Annotated in this window: 24 protein-coding genes, 1 tRNA gene, 1 riboswitch and 1 other annotated feature; of the genes, 8 read left to right on the top strand and 17 right to left on the bottom strand. The window is 30.4% G+C overall.

Annotation, left to right across the window (positions count from 1 at the left end; all coding sequences use genetic code 11):
• Positions 1–37 precede the first annotated feature (37 nt).
• The 10 genes from C3E90_RS01665 to C3E90_RS01710 all read right to left on the bottom strand — a co-directional run bounded on the left by C3E90_RS01665 (position 38) and on the right by C3E90_RS01710 (position 8,468).
• Positions 38–241 (bottom strand): cold-shock protein, encoded by a 204-nt coding sequence (locus C3E90_RS01665; protein WP_236913811.1) that lies wholly within the window; start codon positions 239–241, stop codon positions 38–40.
• A 300-nt stretch (positions 242–541) separates the two neighbouring features.
• On the bottom strand, positions 542–1,285 hold the full coding sequence (locus tag C3E90_RS01670; RefSeq protein WP_236913812.1) for an ABC transporter ATP-binding protein: 744 nt from the start codon (positions 1,283–1,285) through the stop codon (positions 542–544).
• A 47-nt stretch (positions 1,286–1,332) separates the two neighbouring features.
• Positions 1,333–2,262 (bottom strand): ABC transporter substrate-binding protein, encoded by a 930-nt coding sequence (locus C3E90_RS01675; protein ID WP_442870549.1) that lies wholly within the window; start codon positions 2,260–2,262, stop codon positions 1,333–1,335.
• Positions 2,263–2,333: 71 nt separating this feature from the next.
• The gene (locus C3E90_RS01680; protein WP_236913814.1) at positions 2,334–3,119 is read right to left on the bottom strand and encodes an ABC transporter permease; all 786 of its coding nucleotides are present in this window, start codon (positions 3,117–3,119) and stop codon (positions 2,334–2,336) included.
• Entirely contained in the window at positions 3,088–3,384 is a 297-nt protein-coding gene (locus tag C3E90_RS01685) for a thiamine-binding protein (RefSeq protein WP_236913815.1), read from the bottom strand. Before C3E90_RS01685 ends, C3E90_RS01680 begins: the two co-directional genes overlap by 32 nt.
• A 109-nt stretch (positions 3,385–3,493) precedes the next feature.
• A riboswitch (TPP riboswitch) is annotated at positions 3,494–3,603 on the bottom strand.
• 55 nt (positions 3,604–3,658) lie between these two features.
• Entirely contained in the window at positions 3,659–4,852 is a 1,194-nt protein-coding gene (locus C3E90_RS01690) for a patatin-like phospholipase family protein (protein WP_236913816.1), read from the bottom strand.
• On the bottom strand, positions 4,791–5,918 hold the full coding sequence (locus C3E90_RS01695) for a CapA family protein (RefSeq protein ID WP_236913817.1): 1,128 nt from the start codon (positions 5,916–5,918) through the stop codon (positions 4,791–4,793). The genes C3E90_RS01690 and C3E90_RS01695 overlap by 62 nt, the downstream gene beginning before the upstream one ends.
• A 64-nt stretch (positions 5,919–5,982) precedes the next feature.
• A complete protein-coding gene (gene mscL / locus C3E90_RS01700) occupies positions 5,983–6,420 on the bottom strand; it encodes a large conductance mechanosensitive channel protein MscL (protein ID WP_236913818.1) in 438 nt (145 codons plus the stop codon).
• A 30-nt stretch (positions 6,421–6,450) separates the two neighbouring features.
• On the bottom strand, positions 6,451–7,746 hold the full coding sequence (locus C3E90_RS01705; RefSeq protein WP_236913819.1) for an L-cysteine desulfidase family protein: 1,296 nt from the start codon (positions 7,744–7,746) through the stop codon (positions 6,451–6,453).
• Positions 7,747–7,958: 212 nt separating this feature from the next.
• The gene (locus C3E90_RS01710; protein ID WP_336512997.1) at positions 7,959–8,468 is read right to left on the bottom strand and encodes an LURP-one-related/scramblase family protein; all 510 of its coding nucleotides are present in this window, start codon (positions 8,466–8,468) and stop codon (positions 7,959–7,961) included.
• A 135-nt stretch (positions 8,469–8,603) separates the two neighbouring features.
• On the opposite strand from C3E90_RS01710, the gene C3E90_RS01715 reads away from it, so the two are divergent.
• A complete protein-coding gene (locus C3E90_RS01715) occupies positions 8,604–9,029 on the top strand; it encodes a deoxycytidylate deaminase (protein WP_236913821.1) in 426 nt (141 codons plus the stop codon).
• 72 nt (positions 9,030–9,101) lie between these two features.
• Here the strand turns inward: C3E90_RS01715 and C3E90_RS01720 are convergent, their stop codons facing one another.
• On the bottom strand, positions 9,102–9,713 hold the full coding sequence (locus C3E90_RS01720; protein ID WP_236913822.1) for a ribonuclease H1 domain-containing protein: 612 nt from the start codon (positions 9,711–9,713) through the stop codon (positions 9,102–9,104).
• Positions 9,714–9,902: 189 nt separating this feature from the next.
• Here C3E90_RS01720 and rocF point away from each other — a divergent pair, with 189 nt between their 5' ends.
• The 5 genes from rocF (at position 9,903) to C3E90_RS01745 (ending at position 16,378) form a co-directional block, all read left to right on the top strand.
• Positions 9,903–10,799, top strand: a complete 897-nt coding sequence (gene rocF, locus C3E90_RS01725) for an arginase (protein ID WP_236913823.1) — start codon at positions 9,903–9,905, stop codon at positions 10,797–10,799.
• A 51-nt stretch (positions 10,800–10,850) separates the two neighbouring features.
• Positions 10,851–11,792, top strand: coding sequence for a phosphoglycerate dehydrogenase (locus C3E90_RS01730; protein ID WP_236913824.1), 942 nt, complete (start codon positions 10,851–10,853; stop codon positions 11,790–11,792).
• 62 nt (positions 11,793–11,854) lie between these two features.
• Positions 11,855–12,457 (top strand): TetR/AcrR family transcriptional regulator, encoded by a 603-nt coding sequence (locus C3E90_RS01735; RefSeq protein ID WP_236913825.1) that lies wholly within the window; start codon positions 11,855–11,857, stop codon positions 12,455–12,457.
• Between the two features lie 93 nt (positions 12,458–12,550).
• The gene (locus C3E90_RS01740) at positions 12,551–14,620 is read left to right on the top strand and encodes an efflux RND transporter permease subunit (RefSeq protein ID WP_236913826.1); all 2,070 of its coding nucleotides are present in this window, start codon (positions 12,551–12,553) and stop codon (positions 14,618–14,620) included.
• Positions 14,621–14,635: 15 nt separating this feature from the next.
• On the top strand, positions 14,636–16,378 hold the full coding sequence (locus C3E90_RS01745) for a hypothetical protein (RefSeq protein ID WP_236913827.1): 1,743 nt from the start codon (positions 14,636–14,638) through the stop codon (positions 16,376–16,378).
• 55 nt (positions 16,379–16,433) lie between these two features.
• Here C3E90_RS01745 and C3E90_RS01750 read toward each other — a convergent pair.
• Positions 16,434–16,509 (bottom strand) — tRNA-Ala (locus tag C3E90_RS01750).
• A gap of 132 nt (positions 16,510–16,641) precedes the next feature.
• Between C3E90_RS01750 and C3E90_RS01755 the strand changes: the two genes are divergently transcribed.
• Entirely contained in the window at positions 16,642–17,142 is a 501-nt protein-coding gene (locus C3E90_RS01755; RefSeq protein WP_236913828.1) for a hypothetical protein, read from the top strand.
• Between the two features lie 103 nt (positions 17,143–17,245).
• Here C3E90_RS01755 and C3E90_RS01760 read toward each other — a convergent pair whose 3' ends face one another.
• Positions 17,246–17,761 carry a tryptophan transporter gene (locus C3E90_RS01760; RefSeq protein WP_236913829.1) on the bottom strand — a complete coding sequence of 172 codons (516 nt, stop codon included), beginning with the start codon at positions 17,759–17,761 and terminating at the stop codon, positions 17,246–17,248.
• Between the two features lie 121 nt (positions 17,762–17,882).
• Positions 17,883–18,142, bottom strand: a binding site (T-box leader).
• 130 nt (positions 18,143–18,272) lie between these two features.
• Here C3E90_RS01760 and C3E90_RS01765 point away from each other — a divergent pair.
• A complete protein-coding gene (locus C3E90_RS01765) occupies positions 18,273–18,452 on the top strand; it encodes a hypothetical protein (protein ID WP_236913830.1) in 180 nt (59 codons plus the stop codon).
• A 120-nt stretch (positions 18,453–18,572) separates the two neighbouring features.
• Here C3E90_RS01765 and C3E90_RS01770 read toward each other — a convergent pair whose 3' ends face one another.
• The 4 genes from C3E90_RS01770 to C3E90_RS01785 form a co-directional block, all read right to left on the bottom strand.
• Complete coding sequence (locus C3E90_RS01770; protein ID WP_236913831.1) at positions 18,573–18,872, bottom strand: hypothetical protein; 300 nt, start codon at positions 18,870–18,872, stop codon at positions 18,573–18,575.
• Between the two features lie 352 nt (positions 18,873–19,224).
• Positions 19,225–20,496, bottom strand: coding sequence for an anti sigma factor C-terminal domain-containing protein (locus C3E90_RS01775; protein WP_236913832.1), 1,272 nt, complete (start codon positions 20,494–20,496; stop codon positions 19,225–19,227).
• Positions 20,486–20,977 carry an RNA polymerase sigma factor gene (locus C3E90_RS01780; RefSeq protein WP_236913833.1) on the bottom strand — a complete coding sequence of 164 codons (492 nt, stop codon included), beginning with the start codon at positions 20,975–20,977 and terminating at the stop codon, positions 20,486–20,488. Before C3E90_RS01780 ends, C3E90_RS01775 begins: the two co-directional genes overlap by 11 nt.
• Before the next feature lie 322 nt (positions 20,978–21,299).
• On the bottom strand, positions 21,300–21,964 hold a 665-nt coding region (locus C3E90_RS01785), incomplete at its 5' end, for a response regulator transcription factor (protein ID WP_236913834.1).

Raw genomic sequence — 21,964 nt, forward strand, 5'->3', positions numbered from 1 at the left:
TATAAAACCCCAAAGCCAATGGCTTTAGGGTTTAAAATTACTTAACTGGTGTAACGTCTTCTGCTTGAGGGCCTTTTTGACCTTCAACTATTCTGAAAGTCACTTCTTCCCCTTCTTCTAAAGTTTTGAATCCTTGTTTATTGATTTGTGAAAAGTGTACAAATACATCATTTCCATCTTCAGTTTGAATAAATCCAAAACCTTTTTCTGAGTTAAACCATTTAACTTTACCGTTAGTCATTTATAATTACCTCCAAAAATTTATTTCCTTTAATTCACAGGGCCTTAATAAGAAATAAAGATTTGGAGATTAAATAATCTATATAAATCTTATTTCTATAATCAATTCCAAATGAGTAAAATTAAAAAACATGCTTTACTTATGAATTAAAGTTACAACCTAATTATAACCTGTATTAAAATAAATAGCAACTACTTTTCAAAATTTTAACTTAAATTTTTGTAACTGGTAAATAATAGATTATACCTACTTATATATAATTCATATGTTTATTTAAATATTGATTTTTTAAATATATGGTTAATTCTCATGTAATATACTTAAAATTTGCTTTTTATAACTAATAAATTCTTTACATAATGGGAATTCTTCTCCTCTTGGTTTTGGATAATCAATCTTCATCTCTGAAGTAATTTGTCCAGGCTTACCAGTCATAATATAAATTCTATCGGATAGTAAAATAGCTTCATCTATATCATGGGTAATAAACAAGGTTGACAATTTAATCTCTTCCATAACCTTAAGATACCAGCAATGTATGGCACTTTTAGTTATGGTATCCAAAGCGCTAAAGGGCTCATCTAGTAGTGCAACCTCTTGTGAAAATAAATAGGTACGAAGCAAAGCTGCCCTTTGTCTCATTCCACCTGATAATTGGTGAGGATATTTCTTTTGACTTCCATCTATTCCAAATGTTTGGAAGTAGTTACTTGCTTTAGCTCTTGCCTTGTTCTTACTTTCTCCCTTTAATATAAGTGGCAATGATACATTATCAAGAACAGTTTTATAAGGTAGTAGCAGGTCTTTTTGCAACATATAACTAATATGACCTGCTTCTCCAGTAATATCTACATCATCAAATAGTACCTTGCCTTGATTAGGAACTAATAATCCAGATAATATATTGAACAATGTGGTCTTACCAACACCACTGACTCCTAATAGACATACTATTTCTCCCTCATATACCTCTAATGAAATATCTTTTATTATTTCTTTGTCCCCATAGGATTTTGATATATTATATGCACTAAGTTTCTTCATCCTAAACCTACCTCTATTCCATTTATTAATTCTTTTAACCTATTAGTTTAATCGGCAGGTAGATAATTGTTAGTAAAACCAAATCCTGCAGGAATTTCCTTATCAATAAGACCTTCTTGGAATAACCAAGAATAAAAGTTATCCCATCTTTCTTGGTCAATATACCCCCACTGGCTTATCTCTGCTTTATACTGGTTTGAAATCCATTTTTGACTTTCTAGAACCAAATCTTCATCTAATTCTGGATTAGCCTTAATCAATATATTGGCTGCTTCTTCTGGATATTCTATAGCATATTCATAACCTTTTGCTACTGCCTTTAGAAATGCTTTAGCTTCTTCCTTATTGTTTTCAAGATATTCATTGTTAGCAATTAACATAGGGCTATAATAATCCAATACTGGATTAATATCTTTAAAAGCAAAGAAATCTGTCTCTACACCTTTAATCTTTGTTGCAATACCATCCCAAGCATAATATACCCATACTGCATCTACATCCGTATTAAGCGCAGTCACAACATCTGTTACAGTGCTAGGAATCATTTGGATTAAATCATAATCTCCACCATCTGCTTCCACCACCGATTTTATTATTGCTTTCTCAATAGGCATATCCCAAGTTGCATAAACTTTATTACACATACCCTTTGGAGTATCCAACCCATTACCTTTTAAAGATATAATACCTGATGTATTATGCTGTAATAAAGCTGCCACCGCTGATACTGGAAGTGGCTCATCTGTGGCAAAAGCAGGAGCTATGGAATCTTGGAAATCAACTCCAAATTGTGCCTTTCCTGCAGCTACAATACTTGCAGTTCCACCTTCTGGTGGTTGAGCAATTTCTACTGTAAGACCTGATTCTTTAAAGTATCCTTTCTCCTGAGCCACATACAATCCAGTATGATTGGTATTTGGGGTCCAGTCAAGGACAATGGTTATTTTCTCTTCACTTTTCTTACTACAAGCAGTCATAGTAGCTATTATTCCTAATATACAAACTAAAATTATTAATTTATTTTTCATTATTATTCTCCTTCTATGTTTTATATATTATTTTGTAAATTATTCTCATTCTTTGTCCATGGCATACTTATCCTTTGTAGAGCTGTCACACCTCTCATCAATAATAAACTGATTGTTGATATAAGAAATATTACTGCAAACATCTTGTCAAAAGAATAGGATTTCTTGACCCTAATCATATACACTCCCAAACCGCTAAATCCTCCAAGCCACTCAGCGATTACTGCACCTACTATTGAATAGGAAGCAGATATCCTAAGGCCAGCAAAAAAGTGGGATAAGGAACTTGGTAGTTTAATATGTCTAAATATTTGATATTTTGAAGCATTCATAGACATTAGAAGCTTTATAGTATCTGGATCTGCAGACATAAATCCATCCAATAAACCAATTGTAATAGGAAAAAATGTTACAATTACAATTAGGGTAACTTTTGGTGCTATACCATATCCTAACCACAAAACCAATAGTGGTGCTATAGCTACTGTTGGTATAGTCTGAGTAATGACTAACACGGGATAAATTGCCTTATATACGAAATGAAATCTATCCATTAATACAGCAACAATAAATCCTAATATTACCCCAATACTTAGTCCAAAAAATGCTTCTAACAATGTCACCTTTGAGTGATGCATAAGAAGTGGAAAATCCAATATAAAAGCCTTTACCATATCTACAGGCGATGGTAACATATACTTTGGTACCACTTCTATAATAGATAAAATTTGCCAAATAATAAGTATCCCTACTATTGCTGAATATGATGATATTTTACTTGTGATGCTTTGAAACCTTTTGATCAATAGTTAGAACACCACCTTCTGGCCTAAAATTAATCTTTACATAGGACATTACAGATGGACATCCAGCCTCAATGGCAATGTATTGACATTTTTTCACAATTTCCATTAATTCTTCATATTCACCCTCAATTGTAGTTTCAAAAGGTCCTACATAGTAAGTTAAGCCAGTACCTTTAATATATGCAATAACCTCATCTACAATGGATATTATCTGTTCTTTAGATTCAACTCCTGGTAATACTTGAATAGCAACACTTGCATTCATCACTAATTCCTCCTTTAGTCTTTTTCTAACAAAATTATATTTATGTATGGGTAATAAAAAATCCTCTCTGGTAAATACCAGAGAGGATTAAATACAATATTCCTATAAACAAGTACAATAATATTCTCCCTACGCTGGCATTATCCAGATCAGGTCAACGGGTAGAGAACTTGAATTTCTCTTCTCAGCCCAATACATTGAGCACCCCTTAATCCAATACTAGCTTATACTAATTTTTTTAAATTGTCAAGAAATTATCAATTATTAAATTAATTTATAAAATAATCTTCCCTACTTCTTTGATTAAATCATTCTTTGTAAAAAAAGATAGTACATCTACTTTTTCTATTATCCTATCGAATATCCTAGTTTTTTCATCTTCTTCAGAATTCTGATTTTCTCTAACTAAGTCTAGTAAATCATGAAAAGTATAGATTTTAAATCTTTCTATCCCATAGATTTCCGCCAATTTATCTAATAGATATACTAATATATCTTCATAATTTGCTTCTTTTTCTACTCCCAAAGTAGAGGATAATTTAGGAATAATAAATTCAAACAATGCCCTTTTATCAGGTACACCTTCTATTTTAAATATTTCTCTAAGTTTTGATATCTTTTCCTCTTCTAAATTAAACAGATAATTGATTATATAATCTTCATCTTCTATAGATTCAATATAATAATGGTATCCTTTCAACCCTCTTAACGCTTTTAGCCCATCATAATACCCTAATTTGATATTATACCGAGCAGTTTCTCTATCAAAATCCAAAACCTTTCCCAAATTATCTTTAGGTGAAATAGTAATAATATTTAAACCATCAGAATTTATCTTCTTAACGATTCCTGGAGCATGAGTCCTAACAACTATTAAATCCGTATACCCTTTATTCTTCAATAGGTTTACAGGTAGATTATTATAAATTCCTCCGTCTATATATCTTTTACCATCTATCCTTTCAGTTTTGAAAACAGGTAGATAAGCACTAGCCATTAAATATTCAACCAGTTGCCCATAAGGAATATCCTCAATATATATCTCTAAGGGTTTTAAATCCGTTAAAGAAACAGTCACAATCCCAAAGTCTTTACCAGAATGTCTAATCTTATCCTCATCTATTAATTCTGAGAGTAGATTCTTTAAAGGTGTTATATCTAATCCCTTATCCACAAAAAATCCTCTAAAACTATCTACTAATAAAGAAATATCTTCTTTGCTTAATTTTCTGCTTTTTATTCTTTTTATATCTTCCTCACTAGCATTAATAATTTTAGAATAAGAAATTTCATGCCATATTTCATAGGCTCTTTCAAAATCACCTTGAGCTATCATCGCTCCATTCAATGCACCTACAGAGGTACCAGCAATACCCTTAATATCAATACCTTCTTCTATTATTGCCTTATAAGACCCGATATGATAAGAGCCTTTGGCTCCTCCACCTTCTAATACAAGCCCGTACATAGCACCTCCACCTCTTTTTTTGTATAATATTATCATTTATCTCTATAATTCCATCCTCTGAAATTGATGTTTTAAGAGGACTTGAAAGGGCTTTTATATAATCTATCTTTTCTCTTTTTTTCTCATCATCTACTGGGATAGGTCTTCCATTTATTATGGTGCAGGGAATTATTTTTATCCTATCAATTTTTTTGTCTTCAATAATCACCTGACCAATCATAGTAGTTCTGTTTAAATCATTTTTAGAACCAAAAACAAAATTTCCTAAACTATAAAATATGGGTTTCCCTTTATATACTTCTATACCTTGTAAAACATGAGGATGATGTCCCATTACAATATCCGCACCCATATCAATAGCTTTTCTAGCAACTGCTATTTCTTCAGGCCTAGGTTCAACATTTCCTTCCTTTCCCCAATGAATAGACAAAATTACAATATCTACTTCCTTTTTTAACTCTTCTATTCTTTTCATCATATCCTTGGTATAACCATCATAGGCTCCCACTAAACCTAGCTTTTTATCTGTAGCGTACCATTTCACATCAGGAATAACCCTAGAAAAGGATATTATTCCAATCTTTACTCCTTCCCTTTCAATAACAGTACCCATTAATGCTTCTCTTTTATTTCTGCCACCACCAGCATAAGCAATTTCATTCTTTTCTAAATGATTTAGAGTATCCATTAATCCTTCAAATCCATAATCTAAGGTATGATTATTAGCTAAGGTTACCACATCTATTCCAGCTTCTTTCATTGGTTTCAAGGTTTCAGGATAAGACCTAAAATTGTATTCCTTTTCTGGCCATTTTTTACCCCGTGTAGTTATGCTAGTCTCTAAATTCACTATAGATAAATCACTACTTTGAAAATAATTCCTTACCTTTTCCCAAGGATAGGCATAACCATTTCTATCAATTTGCCTTTTAATAGAACCATCCATCATTACATCTCCAGCCATAGAAACAGTAATGATTCTATTATTTCCTAATTCATGAGCCATTGAGAAAGTATTAAGAAAAAACAGAGTAAAAATCAACAAAAATATTATAATCTTTTTCACAACAACCCTCCTGCAAAGATTTGATTATCCTTATATTATATAATTGAATCCTCTATTTTAAAACCTATTTTTCTTCTAATATTGAAGTACAATGAGGACATCTTTTAGCTTCTAAAGGTATTTCACTAAAACAGTATTCACATTGTTTAGTTGTTACAGGAGTTGGCTCTTCTTTTCTTTTAAACCTATTGATTTGCCTAACAACTAAAAATAATGAAAAGGCAATTATTAAAAACTCAATAATCGTATTTAAAAATAAACCATAATTCAAAGTTGCTGCCCCTGCATCCTTAGCCTGTTGTAATGTCGAATAATTACCACCATCAAGACTAATAAAAAAATTACTAAAATCAACTTTTCCAATTAATCCACCAATTATAGGCATAATAACATCGTTAACTAAAGAGGACACTATCTTTCCAAAAGCTCCCCCTATAATAACCCCTATTGCCAAATCGATTACATTGCCCTTTACTGCAAACTCTTTAAATTCTTTGAACATTTCAATTCCTCCTAGCTACATATTTGTTTGTTAATTTATACCCATTGTTTTTATTATATTAACAATTATTGAATCTGTATTTGAAAATCCTTCTTTACATAGAATTTCTAAATTCTTAATGGTTTCTTCTATAGTCCCTCCAATTATTCCAATATTGGGTTTGACTATAATGTTTTCATTTGCCAAGTATGCAGCAAGGACTGCTTCTTCTGCTGATGTAGATAATTTTAACGAACAAGTTTCCTTAGCCCCATCACATATCATACCAGTAAGATTGGCTAACATATTATTACATGCTCCATTTATCTGCTCTTCACTTCCACCTAACATCCAAGATATGGCTGCACTAGCTCCAACTCCTGCACCAATAGCACAACCACACATAGCAGATAATTTGCCAGTATGTAATTTTACATACTTATTTACTATATGGGCAAAAAATATAGCTCTTATTAATCTTTCTTTTGTTATCTCCTTTTCCTCAGCAACTACTATTATGGGTAAAACCACTCCTAGGCCTTGATTACCACTACCCGAACTAGTCATTATTGGGCAATTCCCTCCACCCATCCTAATATCTGCAGCTGCTGCAGTTAAAATTCTTGCCCTAGTTGGAGCATCGTTTTTCAGCATTCCTTCCCTTTGTAGTTTTATAAGACCTCTTCCTATGTTTAATCCATTTTCTATTTCTATTCCCATTTCTGCTGCATTTCTGTTCATCTCTATCCCATCCTCCAGAAATGCAATATATTCTATGGGGATAGATTCTGAAATCGCTATTATATCTTTAAATGACAAATTTTTTATAAAATCCGAAGCTAATCCCTTGTCTTTATTCAAAACACCTCTATAAACAATTTTCCCATCTACTTTAATACTATCTATATGGTTATGAGCATCCTTTAATACTACTTCCACAATTCTATCTTTTCCATGTGCTAATATTTCCACATATATATCCGAAGTGTTTCCCAAATAATCCACAGATACTTTCCCTTTTTCTAGTATCTCATGAGCTTTCCTAATATGTTCTTCATTTACATTTTTTAAAACCATCAATTGGTCTTCTGGATTCCCACTTATAATCCCCAAGACACCTGCTAAATCTAGTCCCCATTCCTTTGTATTAGGAATAATAACTGATTTCCCATTTTTAAATATATTTTTGCTTAATTTTATTTCTAATCTTTCAATTTCTTCATTTAAATATTTATTTGCAACAGAAGATGCATAAGCTACAGCAACAGGTTCCGTACATCCTAGGGCTGGTAGAGTTTCGTCTTTTATTATGGTTAATAACTTTTTTATAATTTTGTCATCTACCATATTTTCACCACCTCTCTTTTTATATACTTATATTTTAAACAATATTTATGCAAGTATTAATGATAAAAGGACAAACTGATGATTATTTAGCTTGTCCTTTTATTCGACTAAAATTTTAATAAGAGGTCCTTTCTATCATTAAGATTTATATTATTTAGGTATATTTCTATATGAATGTGTTAAAATGCAAAGATTATTAAACTCTCAAATCTTTAAGAATTATTTCTATTGCCATCATAAAATATCTGATCCAATACAATAATGATGGATAAGATAAAAGGTTGATCTTCCTCATCTAATATTTCCACAGAATAGGTATCAGAAAGGGAAATCCATTTCTTATTTACCCATGCTATAGGCTTACCATTTTTAGAAATATTGAAATTATGATGGAATATGTCTCCGTCAATAGTAAGATTCCCATAGGTACTTTCAATATAAAATTTTGGCTTGAAAAATGTAAATTCCTTTTTAATCTTTCCAATAAGATTTCCTTCTTTGTAGATATCATATTCAGGCAAAAATCTAAATACTTTCTGTTCTATATAGATAAGCTCTATTCCATTTAAATCATAGATATTCAATTTATTCCCTAAGGAAAATATTTTTCCTACCACCTCATATTTGGGATATCCATGTTCATCTTCAATATTAAATCTATCTGCAAATGTAAAAATTTTTTCTTTAATAATATATCTCATTTTATTCTCCTCAATAAAAATTAATTTCTAAACACTTACATTATATTATATTTAAATAAATATATCTATATACTCTACAATTAAAGTTCAACAAAATAATAAAATATGATAATATATAATATAATTATCTATTTATTCGAAAAGGAGAAAAGATAAATGGGAAAAAGAAAATCTTGGAATGAATATTTTATGCAAATAGCTGAAATAGTGGCAACTCGCTCTACCTGCGATAGGGCAGAAGTAGGATGTTTGATTGTCAATGATGATAATAGGATAGTCTCTACTGGATATAATGGCTCAATTTCAGGTAATCCCCATTGTGATGATGTGGGACATACTATTAGAGATGGTCATTGTATCGCCACTATACATGCCGAAATGAACGCCCTGCTTTATTGTGCTAAGGAAGGCATTCCAGTAAAAGAATGTAAAGTCTATGTCACCCATTTCCCCTGTCTTAATTGTACAAAAGCATTAATACAAGCAGGAATTAAAAAAATTTATTATAAAAATAGTTATAGGATTGATGATTATGCTATAGAATTACTGGAAAAAAATAATGTAACCTTTGAAAAAATATAATCAAAGAAGAACACAGGAGTTATTCTCTACATTAATGTAAGGAAATAATGAAGGACTTAAATGAGTCCTTCATTATTTAATACCTAAAGCTTCCTTGGCTAATCTATCTGCCTCTTCATTGTATTTTTCTCCAGAATGAGCTTTAATTTTAATAAATACCACCTTTAATCTTTTCTTTATTGAATCATAATACTTTTTATATTCTTTAGTACCATACTTGTTGGTTTTCCATTCTCCAAGGGCCCACTTTTCAATTCCCATATAATCATAGTATAGATATAAAATCTCCTTTCCACTTTTCAAAGCCTCTTCCATAGCAAATATAGACCCTCTTATTTCACCAGCAACATTTCTCATATCTATTAAATTTATGTCATTTTCCTTTTTTGAATAGGTTTGTTTTCCATCACTGGTAAATATAACAGCACCAAAACTATAATATTTATTATCTACATCAAAGCTACCATCTACATAGGCGACCATTTCATTTTCTTTTAATTTCATTATTTCTTTTTCCCTGGAAGTTTTTTCATTGCTTTTAATAAAATCCATAGCTTCTTCATAGTTTGAAAATTTCTTATATATAGCTTTAGAATACCCTTTTACCTGAGCCTGACATTCGTCCCAAGTCTCATATATACCTTTTTCTCTGCCTTCCTTAACTGCATAATAATATTTAACCATAATACACCCCTTAAGTTTATATTAGTATATCCATTCTACTACTTTTTTAATTGATTTTCTAGTCTTTGGTCTTCTTTGAAAATTCTCTAAACATTCAAAATGTACCTTGTCCTAAATATTATAAATGATATAATAAAATTGTATAAGGTGCTATTTTTGTCAAATATTATGATATAAGGAGGTTTAATAATGGATATTAGTTTAATTGCAGTACCCATTATGTATGGTTGTGATCGCCAAGGCGCTCAGTATGGACCAGAAAAGTTAAGACAGAAAGGTATATTAGATACAATAAAAAAATATAAAGAAAATGTTTATGATTTAGGTAATCTATATATCCCCCATATTCCAGAAGAAGATAAATACGCCCATCATAAGAAAATCAAGTATTTAAAGCCTGTAATTGATATAAATACCAACTTGGCCCATTCCGTTTTTAGTGCATTAAGTTCAAATAGTTTCCCTTTCATAATTGGAGGAGATCATTCCATTGGTTTAGGTAGCATCTCAGGTTCTAGTGAATTCCATAATAATTTAGCAGTTATATGGGTAGATGCCCATGGTGATATCAATACCCATGAAACATCCCCATCTGGTAATGCACATGGTATGCCTTTAGGTGCATCTTTAGGAGCTGGAGAGTCTTCCTTAGTCAATGTTTACTATGATGGTCCTAAGGTAAAACCTGAAAATGTATTTATTGTTGGTGCTAGAGATTTGGATGAAGGAGAAATTAAACTGGCAGAAGAATTAAACTTAAACTTATATACTATGGATAATATTAAAATGGTTGGCTTAAAATCCGTTATACATGAAATCATCAATAAAGTAAATAATTCTAATGTGGATGCAATCCATCTAAGTTTTGATATTGATGCATTAGATAAAAGTCTAGTTCCTGGAACTGGAACTCCAGTAGAAAATGGTTTTAACTTAGAAGAAGGAAAACTAATACTTAAAGAATTTCTAAACACAGGATTAATAAAATCTATGGATTTAGTAGAATTAAATCCTCACTTAGATGAAAACGATATTACAGCTAATCTTTGCATAGATTTAGTAGATTGGATTTTTAAAAATTTATAATTTATTATTTATAATGGAATATAATTAACAAAAGAAGAAGGAGGGTTCATTTTGAAGGCACTTATCACTTTTAAATATACAGATGAAGAGTTTAAAAGTTTAAAAGAGTTAGGTTATGAAATAATATTTAAAGAAGAGAGAGATATAAGTTTTTCTGATGATATGAAAGATGTAGACATGATGGTATGTTTTAACCCTTTCGATAAAATTGATATTAGTATGTTACCAAACTTAAAGTGGATTCAACTTCTAAGTGCAGGCATCAATCAAGTACCAGTAGAAAAAGTGTTAAATCAAAATATAATCCTAACTAATAATAGAGGGGGATATAGTATCCCTATAGCAGAATGGATTATACTGAAAACATTAGAAATGTATAAAAATAGCAAGGAATTTTATGAAAAGCAAAGTAAAAAACACTGGAAATCAGATACTTCACTTTTAGAAGTCTATGGAAAAACCATAGGATTTATTGGAACCGGTTCTATTGCTCAAGAAGCTGCAAAGAGATTTGAAGGATTTGGCGTAAATATAATTGGAATAAACTCTAGCGGAAAAAAAGCAGAATATTTCCACCAATGTTTTAGTATAGATAAAATAAATGAGGTTGTAAACCAATGGGATGTTTTAATAGTAGCAGCTCCTTATACTAAAAAGACACATCATCTTGTAAATCAAGATATCTTTAATAATATGAAAGATGGGTCTTACCTAATAAATATAGCCCGTGGTAGTATAATAGATGAAAATGCTCTTATACAAAATTTGAAATCAGGAAAAATTAAAAAAGCTGCACTAGATGTATTTGAAGTTGAACCTTTACCAGAGAATAGTCCTCTCTGGAATATGGATAATGTAATTATCTCCCCACACAACTCTTGGGCTTCAGAGATGAACTTTAAAAGAAGATACGAAATCGCATATAAAAATATGAAAAGATATATAAATAAAGAAGAATTAATAAATATAATAGATTTAAAAAGAGGATATTGACTAATAAGTCATATCCTCTTTTTTGTGCTAGATGGTATAATAGAGTAGATAGGAGTGATTTTATGGATAATAAATATATGACTACACAAGAAAAAATACTCGAAGCTGCTATTCAACTATTTGGTTTAAAAGGGGATATGACAATAAGGGAAATTGCAAATAAAGCAGGGGTAAATGTAGCTGCAATAAACTACCATTTTCATAGCAAAGATAATCTTTTAAAATCGGTAGAAAAACACTACTCCAACCTTCTATATGATATACAAAATGAAATTATAAAAAATCCAACTACCAGTCTTAAAGAAAAACTGACCATCTGGGCAAATAATTTAATGGAATTCATGTTCGAATGTCCTGCCCTAATCTCTTTAGTAACAAATTTAGTTCTTCAAGATGAAAATTATAATCCTGAAATAATAAAGAAATTCTTCAATAATATAGAATTCAAAGAACAAATTGAAGGAATAATATCCTCTATAACCAATATAGATGATTTGGAAATTTTAAATTATAAGTATATACAACTTTTTTCTGGAATATTGGGTCCAATTATATTCCAAGTCATGCCCAACGTTTCTGGAACAAAAAGAGTCTTTATAGATTTTAGTGTAGAAGAAGAAAGGATGAAATACATAAAAAATCTAATTGACACAACATTGAAATAAAAGATTGATTTTTTTTACCTTTAGTATTAAGATGTATTTAAACAATTGTTTTAATCATATGTTTAAATACATTTTTTTATTGGGGGGTTTTATGTGGATAGTTTAGCAAATTTCGTGGTAAAACATAAAAAATTTATTCTCATAATATACGCCATATTTATTGTCCTATCATTAATAGGAAATAATTATGTGGAAGTTAACTATGATTTAAGTGCTTACTTGCCATGGGAAATTAACTCTATAAAGGGGAAAAACATATTAGAAAAGGATTTTGGCATCAATGGTACAGGATATGTAATGATAAAGGATATGCCATTACAGGAAGTAGAAAAAATATCAAAAACTATAGAATCTATAGAAGGAGTCAAAGATATAATCTGGATAGGCACTGTAGAAGATATATTAAAACCAGAAAGTTTTATGGATGAAAATATAAAAAAAGAATTCCTATCCTTAGATTCAAATTTAATTCAAGTTACATTTTTGGATTCAAATGACTCCCTTTCAACTGTTGAAGCCCTAGGACAAATACAAGAAATAATAGGAGAAAAAGGATATGTAGGAGGCCCTGCAGCAGTTTCTAGGGATATGCAAATCATTACCTCAAAGGAAGTTATCTACTATTCTATTATAGCCTTTATAATAATCTCCATAATCCTATTCATGTCCATGGAATCCTTTATAGAGCCTATACTTTTTTTTATAGCAATAGGAGTAGCCATAATATTAAATAAAGGAACCAATATACTGTTTGACAATATTTCATTCACTACTCATTCTGTTGCAAGTATTATCCAATTAGCAGTTTCAATGGATTATTCAATATTTTTACTTCATAGATATATTGAAGAAAAAAACCAACAAGTGAATAGGGATGAAGCTATGGTTAAGGCCATTGGAAAAACCTTTAATTCCATCCTATCATCTTCCCTAACTACTATAGGAGGTTTCCTTGCCCTTGTTGCTATGAAATATGGAATTGGTAAGGATATAGGTCTAGTTCTTGCAAAAGGGGTATTATTTAGTTTAATATCAGTGATTACCTTTTTACCAGTGTTAATACTGATATTTGATGAAAAGACAGAAAAATACCGCCATAAAATACTTCTACCTAATTTTAAAAAAGCCTCTACTATTATAATAAAATATAGATATTTATTTTTAGTAATGGTTGTTCTAATAACAATACCCTCCTTTTTAGCCCAGTCCAATGTAAAATATTATTATGCTGATGAAAAAACTTTACCAGAATCAATAAATTCTAATATAGCTAATAGGGAAATAGATAAATTGTTTTCAAACAAAAACCAACTTGCCCTTATTGTTCCTAAGGGTGATAAATTAATAGAATCAGATTTATTAGATAAATTGGAAAATATTAGGGGAGTAGATGATGTTAAGGGTTTATATTCTTTAGTAGATACTACCATACCAGAGGATTTTATCCCTGATGATGTTAAAGCTAATTTCCAATCGGATAGATATTCTTTAATAAATATAAATTTAAATTTACCTATGGAAGGGGAAACAACTCACGATGCTTTATATTCCATAAAAATGACAGTCTCTGAACTATATGATGAATGGTATTTAACTGGGGAAGCTGCCATATACTTGGATTTACAAGAAGTCACTTCAAAGGATTTTAAAAATGTGACTATAATATCTATAATCATAATAAGTGGAATTATTCTCATAGCATCTAAATCTTTAACCATACCTATAATTTTGATATTTGTAATTCAATTAGGAATATGGATAAATCTTGCAATACCCTATATGCAAGGGATTACTTTAAATTTCATCTCCTTCATAATTATAGGGGCAATACAATTAGGTGCCACAGTAGACTATGCTATATTATTTACTTTTAGATTTAAAGAAAATCTAGAAATAATACCAAATAAAAAGGAAGCAGCTATTAAAACTATAGAAGATACAGGAAGGCCTATACTTACGTCCGCTCTAATATTATTTACTGGTACGTTAAGTGTCTATCTTATTACAAGTATGAAAAATGCTGCAGAGCTGACTCTTCTTATAGGCAGGGGAGCAATTATCAGTTTAATATTGGTTCTAGTAGCCCTTCCTTCCATATTGTTAATTTTAAATAGTATAATAAGTAAAACCACAATTAATTGGCCAAAGGAGTTGAATAAATAAGTGGAGGGAAAAATAATGAAAAGAATTTTAAGTTTATTGATAATATTTACCATATTATTCTCTTTTTCAACTATAGTATTAGCAGAAATTAATAGAAATGAAACCATATACGTGAATTTAAACCATGATGGTACCACTAAAAATATTAAGGTGGTAAATCATATTTCTGGCAATAGCGTTGAAAAATATTATATTGACTTCGGTGACTATGATGATATTAAGGTTTTAGTAGATGGAGTTAAGCCAATAATAGAAGATGATGAAATCAAATGGCATACTGAAATTTTAAAAGAAAAAGATATCTATTATGAAGGTACTATAACTAAAGAATTGCCTATGATCATAAATATAGATTACTTTTTAGATGGGAAGGAGATTGAAGGAGAAAAACTAGCTGGAAAGTCTGGGAATCTAAAAATTAATATCTCCATTAAAAATAGCACTGATTTGACTACCCAATTTCAAATACCCTTAAATTTAGATATATTTTCTGATATAAAAATAGAAAATGGAGTTAGTTCTGTTGTTGGTAAGACTATGACTGTAGTATTTACACACCTTCCTATTGAAGATCAGGAGTTTAGTATTGAAGCTAAAGGTAAAAATATCCAACTAGAACCCATTATTATATCTTCCACTTCATCTAGTATAATTTTGCCTGATGACTTAGAAAAAGATATAGATAATTTTTCCGAAGGCATTAATGAAATGTCAAAAGCTGCAGAAGAACTTGAAAAAGGCTCCTCTAAACTAACTAAAGGAACCAATAGTTTAAAGGAAGGTCTCAAAGCACTAAGTGATGGAATAGCCAAATTCTATTCTAGCTTTAAAGAAATTGGAAATAATACCAAAATACTATCTAAAGGCCTTATGGATTTCAATAATGGTTTCAAGGTTCTTGTAGATAATATTCAAAATCTATTCAGTGGAATCAACCAATTAAATAGTGGCTTTAATCAAATAGACACTGAAACTCAAAGTATTAAGGAAGGACTTTCATCTTTAAATAATGGAACTAAAGAATTAAATAAAGGAGCAGAACAATTGGCAAATGGTCTCAATGAACTTGACACTAACCATAAAAAATTAGTAACCTTAGCAGAAAGCCTATCAAATAGCAAAGACCCAAGAGTTAAGGCCCTTGCTGAAGGAGTTATAAAAGAAGGAATGGCCATTAGTACATTGAGTCAAGGAGCCAATGATTCCTTCGTGGGTATGAGTGCTATTGGGGAGAACATCAATAAATTAGATTTAGGATTTCAAGAATATAGTAAAGGTATTGATACTATTGCGGGAGGTTTTAATCAATTAAATCAACAGTTAGAACCTTTACCTAAAGAATTGGAAAATATGTATAAAGGACACAGTCAACTAACAGAGGGCATTAATTCAATGTTTACAGGTTTTGAACCTATGATGGAAGGATTTGAAGAATTAAATAATAAAACTCAAGGATTACCCAATGAGGTAGATAAATTAATTGATGGACAGAAAAACATCACAAAAGGTATAAGCACTTTAAATGAAGAAGGATTGGTAAAGATTAAGGATTCAATAGATGGATTTTCTATATTAGATAATTCAAAAACAAAAAATGAATATACCTCCTTTGTTCATAGTAAAAATGATAATAATACTTCCCAATTTATAATGCAAACTCCAGCCATAAAATTAGAGGCTGAAAAAGAAAAAGTTGAACTAAAAGTAGAAAATGAGAAAAACTTCTTTGAAAGATTTTTAGACCTATTTAGGAGATAATAGGACAAAAGGTCTTCTTAATAAATTAAGAAGACCTTTTGTAATCCTATTATAATGGTGGAGATAAGGGGACTCGAACCCCTGACCTCTTGACTGCCAGTCAAGCATTCTCCCAACTGAACTATATCCCCATCGTATTAGATAATACTACTTTTTACTATTTTGGTCAAGTAGAATTTTCTTTTTAAATGGAAATTACTATTTATCTAAAAAAAGGGGTATTATATTAAAGTAGTATACAAATTGCAAAGGAGTGTTGATGAATGAACCCAATGTTAAAAAAATTAGTAGATCAAGATTTTATGACAGAACCCCAAGGTGAATACCTAGAAGATTCCATTGGAAAAAAGGAGTCCATCATAGTCTCGGGCCATAAAGGTTGGGGTATTCGCCCTCTAATGGCTACTTTAATGGCTATAGCTAAAATCAATTCTAAAGCCATTCAGGTTAAAGGTTTTGACGATTTGAAAAAGGAGGACGTGGAATATTTCTTAATTCCGGGAATAAGCGGTATTGATTTTGAGAAGTTAATTGCTGAAGCTATGGCTATTCCTAATTCTGCTTTCATAAGTATAAAAGATCCAGAACACCCCTATTCGATTTTCAAACTTCTAAGAGAGGTTTTTAAGAAAAATAAAGATACTTCTAAAGTATACCAAGTCCTTGAATGCGCTAAAATTGATGATGTGCCAAAATTAATTAAAATCACCCAAATTACTCTAGATGAAACAGGTAAACTTAATAAAATTGATTTTAAAGGTTAGATATAATCCACTCCATAATTTCAACAACTATAGACTTTTTTAAATATAGTGGCAAGGATATCTCCTGCCACTATATTTAGTTTACAAGCATTAATAGCTTAAGCTAATGGAGGGCAATTCCTGATAATTTTATGGCTTTTTTAGTTATACCGTATACAAATACTGTACCAATGCCATTTACTATGGTAGTAGGAATTACTACTGTGATTATTAACATTTCTATTGGAACGGGTAAACCCGTTATAAAAGTAGCAGAACCTAAAAATATTATTCCACTAATAAATGTTCCTAAACCTCCAATTAATCCAACTATTATAGAATTATCTTTAAATTGGCTAAGATATTTAATCACAACAAAAAGAATTAAACATGTAAATATTTTATCTATAATATTTGGCAACTGTCCTCCTGGGAAAGTAGTAGTCATAGCAGAAAGCAAACCAGCTAGCAATCCCGTCAACATAGCATTTTCAAATTTAGAATTTAATAAAAGGGATACAATCATAAAAGATAGTAGAAAATCAAATTTCATCCCACCTAATATACCTGGTGTAATTTGGTGCAAAATAAAACCAATGGCTAGTAGCAATGTTGTAAAAATATTGTTTTTCAATCTCATTATAAACATCTCCTTTTTTTAATTTTATTACTTTGCATTTCCAATCATCTAGTTCACTTCACAACATTCTACTTCACCACCTTTATATTGTAATCAATAAAAAAAGTCCTTCATCCTCTAAAAAAAGGACGAAAGACTACTCTCGCGGTGCCACCTTGCTTAAATTATCCAATGGATAATCTCCCTTTACAGATACCTAATCTAATGACTATATATCCTATTCCTATAACGGGAAATCCCCGGTATTAGCTACTCTGATATCAATCATTTCACCATACTTCTTGTAGATCCATTCGCTAAAACTCTGGTACCGGACTTTCACCAACTCCGACTCGCTAAAACCATATCTATTTAGCTACTATTTCTACGCATTGAATTTAACTCAATTTTTTTAATTATATTACATCTAGATAGAAAAGTCAAGAAGTATTATTTCCTTTAAAATTTGTTCTGAATTTTTTTTATTATTTAACATATACTAATTACACATTAAAATGAAAGGAAGAAGCCTATGAATGAAAAATATATTGTAATAACAGATGATAGATTTTCTGAACCTATGCCTAAAGACCAAGCTATTAAATTGGTCAAAGAATATGATAATAAAGGCATAGTTGGCTATATTGTATCTGAAGAAGAAGCAAGGAGAATAAAAAGTCCAAGTAATTTTAATGAGCCTAAATGGGGTTAAAGATAGACCATTAGCTATTTACAAATGCATAAACCCGGTACTAAATCCATAAAAGATAGTGCCGGGTGATAACATGATAATTATATTTTTGATATTATATTCTAATATTAAAAAGCAACCCTAAATATTGAAAGTTGCTCCATTATCTATTAAATCTTTTGCTATAGCAAAATAGGAAAGGACAATCTCTGTTCTTTCTACATCTCCAAAATATATCATTAACTCTTCTTTTAATGTCCTATGTGGGTTAACCAAATTTATTTTACCTTTTTCCTCATATTCATCAATTAATACTTTTAAAGTGTATAGATTCATCACATCCATAGATGTTTCGTCTTCATATTCTTGTTCCTTCAATCTTGCCATTTCTTTTAGATAGTTCTTAAATGAATATTCCATAGTCTTTTTACTATTTGACAATATAATCCTCTCCTTTGCAAAAGATATGTATAAATTAGTTAATATAAATCTAGAGAAAATTATATTCAAAATATTGTGATTTCTATTTTAAACCTAAAATTCATTATGTCAAATATTATACCATAATTGTTATTTTAGTTCCATATACTAAATAATTAAAAATATCTATTTCCCCTTGTATTGCTGAAAATCTACGGATTATTATTCATTTCTCCCTACCCTATAACCACCACAGTCTCCACATGCGGTATCACATAAGTCCTATATAATTTAATAATTACATTATCCTATGGGTATATTTTTCGTGTATTGCCCCGGAGGTAGCTTTTATGAAATTCCATGCAGTCTTCCTTTAGTTATAGTAGATATTTGGTTTTGTAGGTAAAACCTCATTGATATGAAGTGTATCATAAGGGATATTATCTATATTTTCAAGGAATTCTTCGGCTGTTCCAAAAACAAGAACTCCATAGGTCTTGACTCCATGCTCATCAATGTATGCAAGAGCATCTTCATAGAAGTCTGTTTTGAAATAATTATAGTCAAAGATTTCTACAAATTCTTCTCGATTTCTCAGATAATCCAAGCGTGATCTGAAATGAATCCCATAGGCTTCAGAAATAGCTTCCGGATAATCTTTTTTTGACAGTATAGAATCCTCCCTAAAATCCAAAAGATAAAAAATAGGGTATTTTTCAGGGTCAGGACGTCGATTAGAGGACGGTTCGTCATTAAAATTCGGGTTGAAACCAATTAAATGCATCGGTTGAGTCTCATTCCACTGATTTCCTGAATCCACTGTTCGGATTCCTACCCATTTGAAGTCCAGTGATGGACACTCTCTACTCATATGATAGAATTCTTCCATGTTGAGATCTTCGCTAAAAACAATACTCATAGAAATATATGATAGTGGATTAAGTTCATTTAAATAACGAATTGTTTCTTCATTTTTCCGCTGAACATCTTTGTCCCTTAATGTTGTCGCATCTTCATTAGCATCCTCAGGAAAATCATACATTACTTTCTCAAATCCTTCCCAAATTCCTAACCGATTTTCCATACTAAAAATCCCATCGATTGCATAGGTCAATTTTCCTTTTGAGAGATTAACAAAATATCGTTGGTGGTTTTTAGTAAAAAGATTCTGCAAAGAGTAGCTTACTTCATATTTTCCAAATCCTTTCGGCTCCTGTAATGTAAGTGAATTACTTGAATAACCAGGCACATTTAGACTTACATAAGCCTGCATGTCGTAGTAGAAATCTGATGATTTATATTCTTGTTCCTCTGACTGAGTAACAGCGGTAGGATCATAATATACAAGGTCTACGATGCCTGACAGTACATAAAAAATACCTATGTAAAGAACAACGACAATCAGTACAGATGTAAATACGACTTTTCGCAACCTATCATTTACACTTTTCTTTAATTTTGTGGTTTCTTCATCATGCTTCTCAACACTAGATAATTTTGTTATATCTTTAAACTCTTCATCAAAAATTTCTGATATGTATTCTTCTAATGCTTCATATTTTTCTATTTCTTGCTCAACTAACTGTTTCTCTTCTTCATTAACTAAGCCTTTCTTATACCGATTTAATAATTCTCTATAATCCATTTTCTCCCTCCAATTTTTCCTTAAGCCTCTTTCTAGCTCTAAATAACATTGTCTTAGCAGCGCCTTCAGTAATATTTCTTGATTTACTAATCTCTTTAAGTGAAAAGCCACAGTAATAATAAAGAATAAAAATTTCTTTGTATGACTCATTCAGATTTATTACTAATTTATATAAATACTTCTTTTCCTCTGATTCGATTATTTTATCTAATGGTGTTTCACTATTAGACAAAGTATCTTCCAGATTATTTTCACTGCTATACTCCCTATCTCGCTTAAGAAAATCTAAATATAGATTTTTACAAACTCTGAATAACCAATATTTAAAGTAACTCACATCATCAAGAGACAAATATGCCTTGAAAAAGGTATCACTTGTTAAGTCCTGTGCTAAATGATGATTTTTACATAGTGAAAATGCATAGAGAAATAATTCTCTGTGATATTTAATATATAATTTTTCCATTTGAGCATTTATCACATTGACACCCCTTTCACTATATAAACGAATTATAAAGATTTAGGTTACACTTTTTCTCAAAGTATTTGAAAGAAAATAATTTTCAAATTATATTTATAGCTGACTCAGAACCAATAATCCAAGCCAGCTATTAAAAAACACTTGTATTCTATTATATCAATTTGTTCAACTATACCAGCAAAACTCAATTCTATCACGTTTTTTGAACTTTTCCATAAGGATGTGATGAATCCTTATCTTCACTTCTCTGCCGGATATTATCTGGCCTTCAACGGTATCTTTAATGACATCAAGTAGATTTTCCAATATAGAAAATATCACCTTATATTTTAAATCTATATCCTGCTCCCCATACGGTTTCAATAAATGTGCGTCCTTCAGGATTATCCTCAATTTTTTCTCTTATTCTTGCTATATGTACAGTTATAGTTGATGCGTCTGACAAAGAGTCATAGCCCCAAACCCTTTCAAATAGTTCTTCTTTGCTAAAAACTCTATTTGGATTTTCTACTAAAAATAAGAGCAAATCAAACTCCTTCTGAGTTAAAAAAACCTCATTATCATGTATATAGACTCTGCGGTCTTGTTTATTAATAGATAATGCTCCAACTGTTATCAACTTCATTTTAGAACTGTGTTTAAACCTTTCATATGTTTTTATATGACTATTCACTCTCGCTACCAGTTCACCCATACCAAAAGGTTTAGTTATATAATCATCAGCCCCCAAGTTTAATCCTTTAATCTTAAATATTTCATCAGATTTTGCAGATACGATAAGTACAGGTATTTGTTTTGTATTGGATATCTCTCTTAATATATCAAAGCCATCCCTTTTGGGAAGCATTAAATCTAAAATAATTAGATCAAAATCTTCATTTTTAATACACTCAAAACCAGAATTACCATCAAAAGCACATACAACTTCATAACCACTCATTTCCAAATAATCTTTTTGAAGCTCCGATATGCTTTTATCATCTTCAA

Source organism: Clostridium sp. Cult2 (assembly GCF_021655075.1).
GTDB lineage: Bacteria > Bacillota > Clostridia > Tissierellales > Tepidimicrobiaceae > Schnuerera.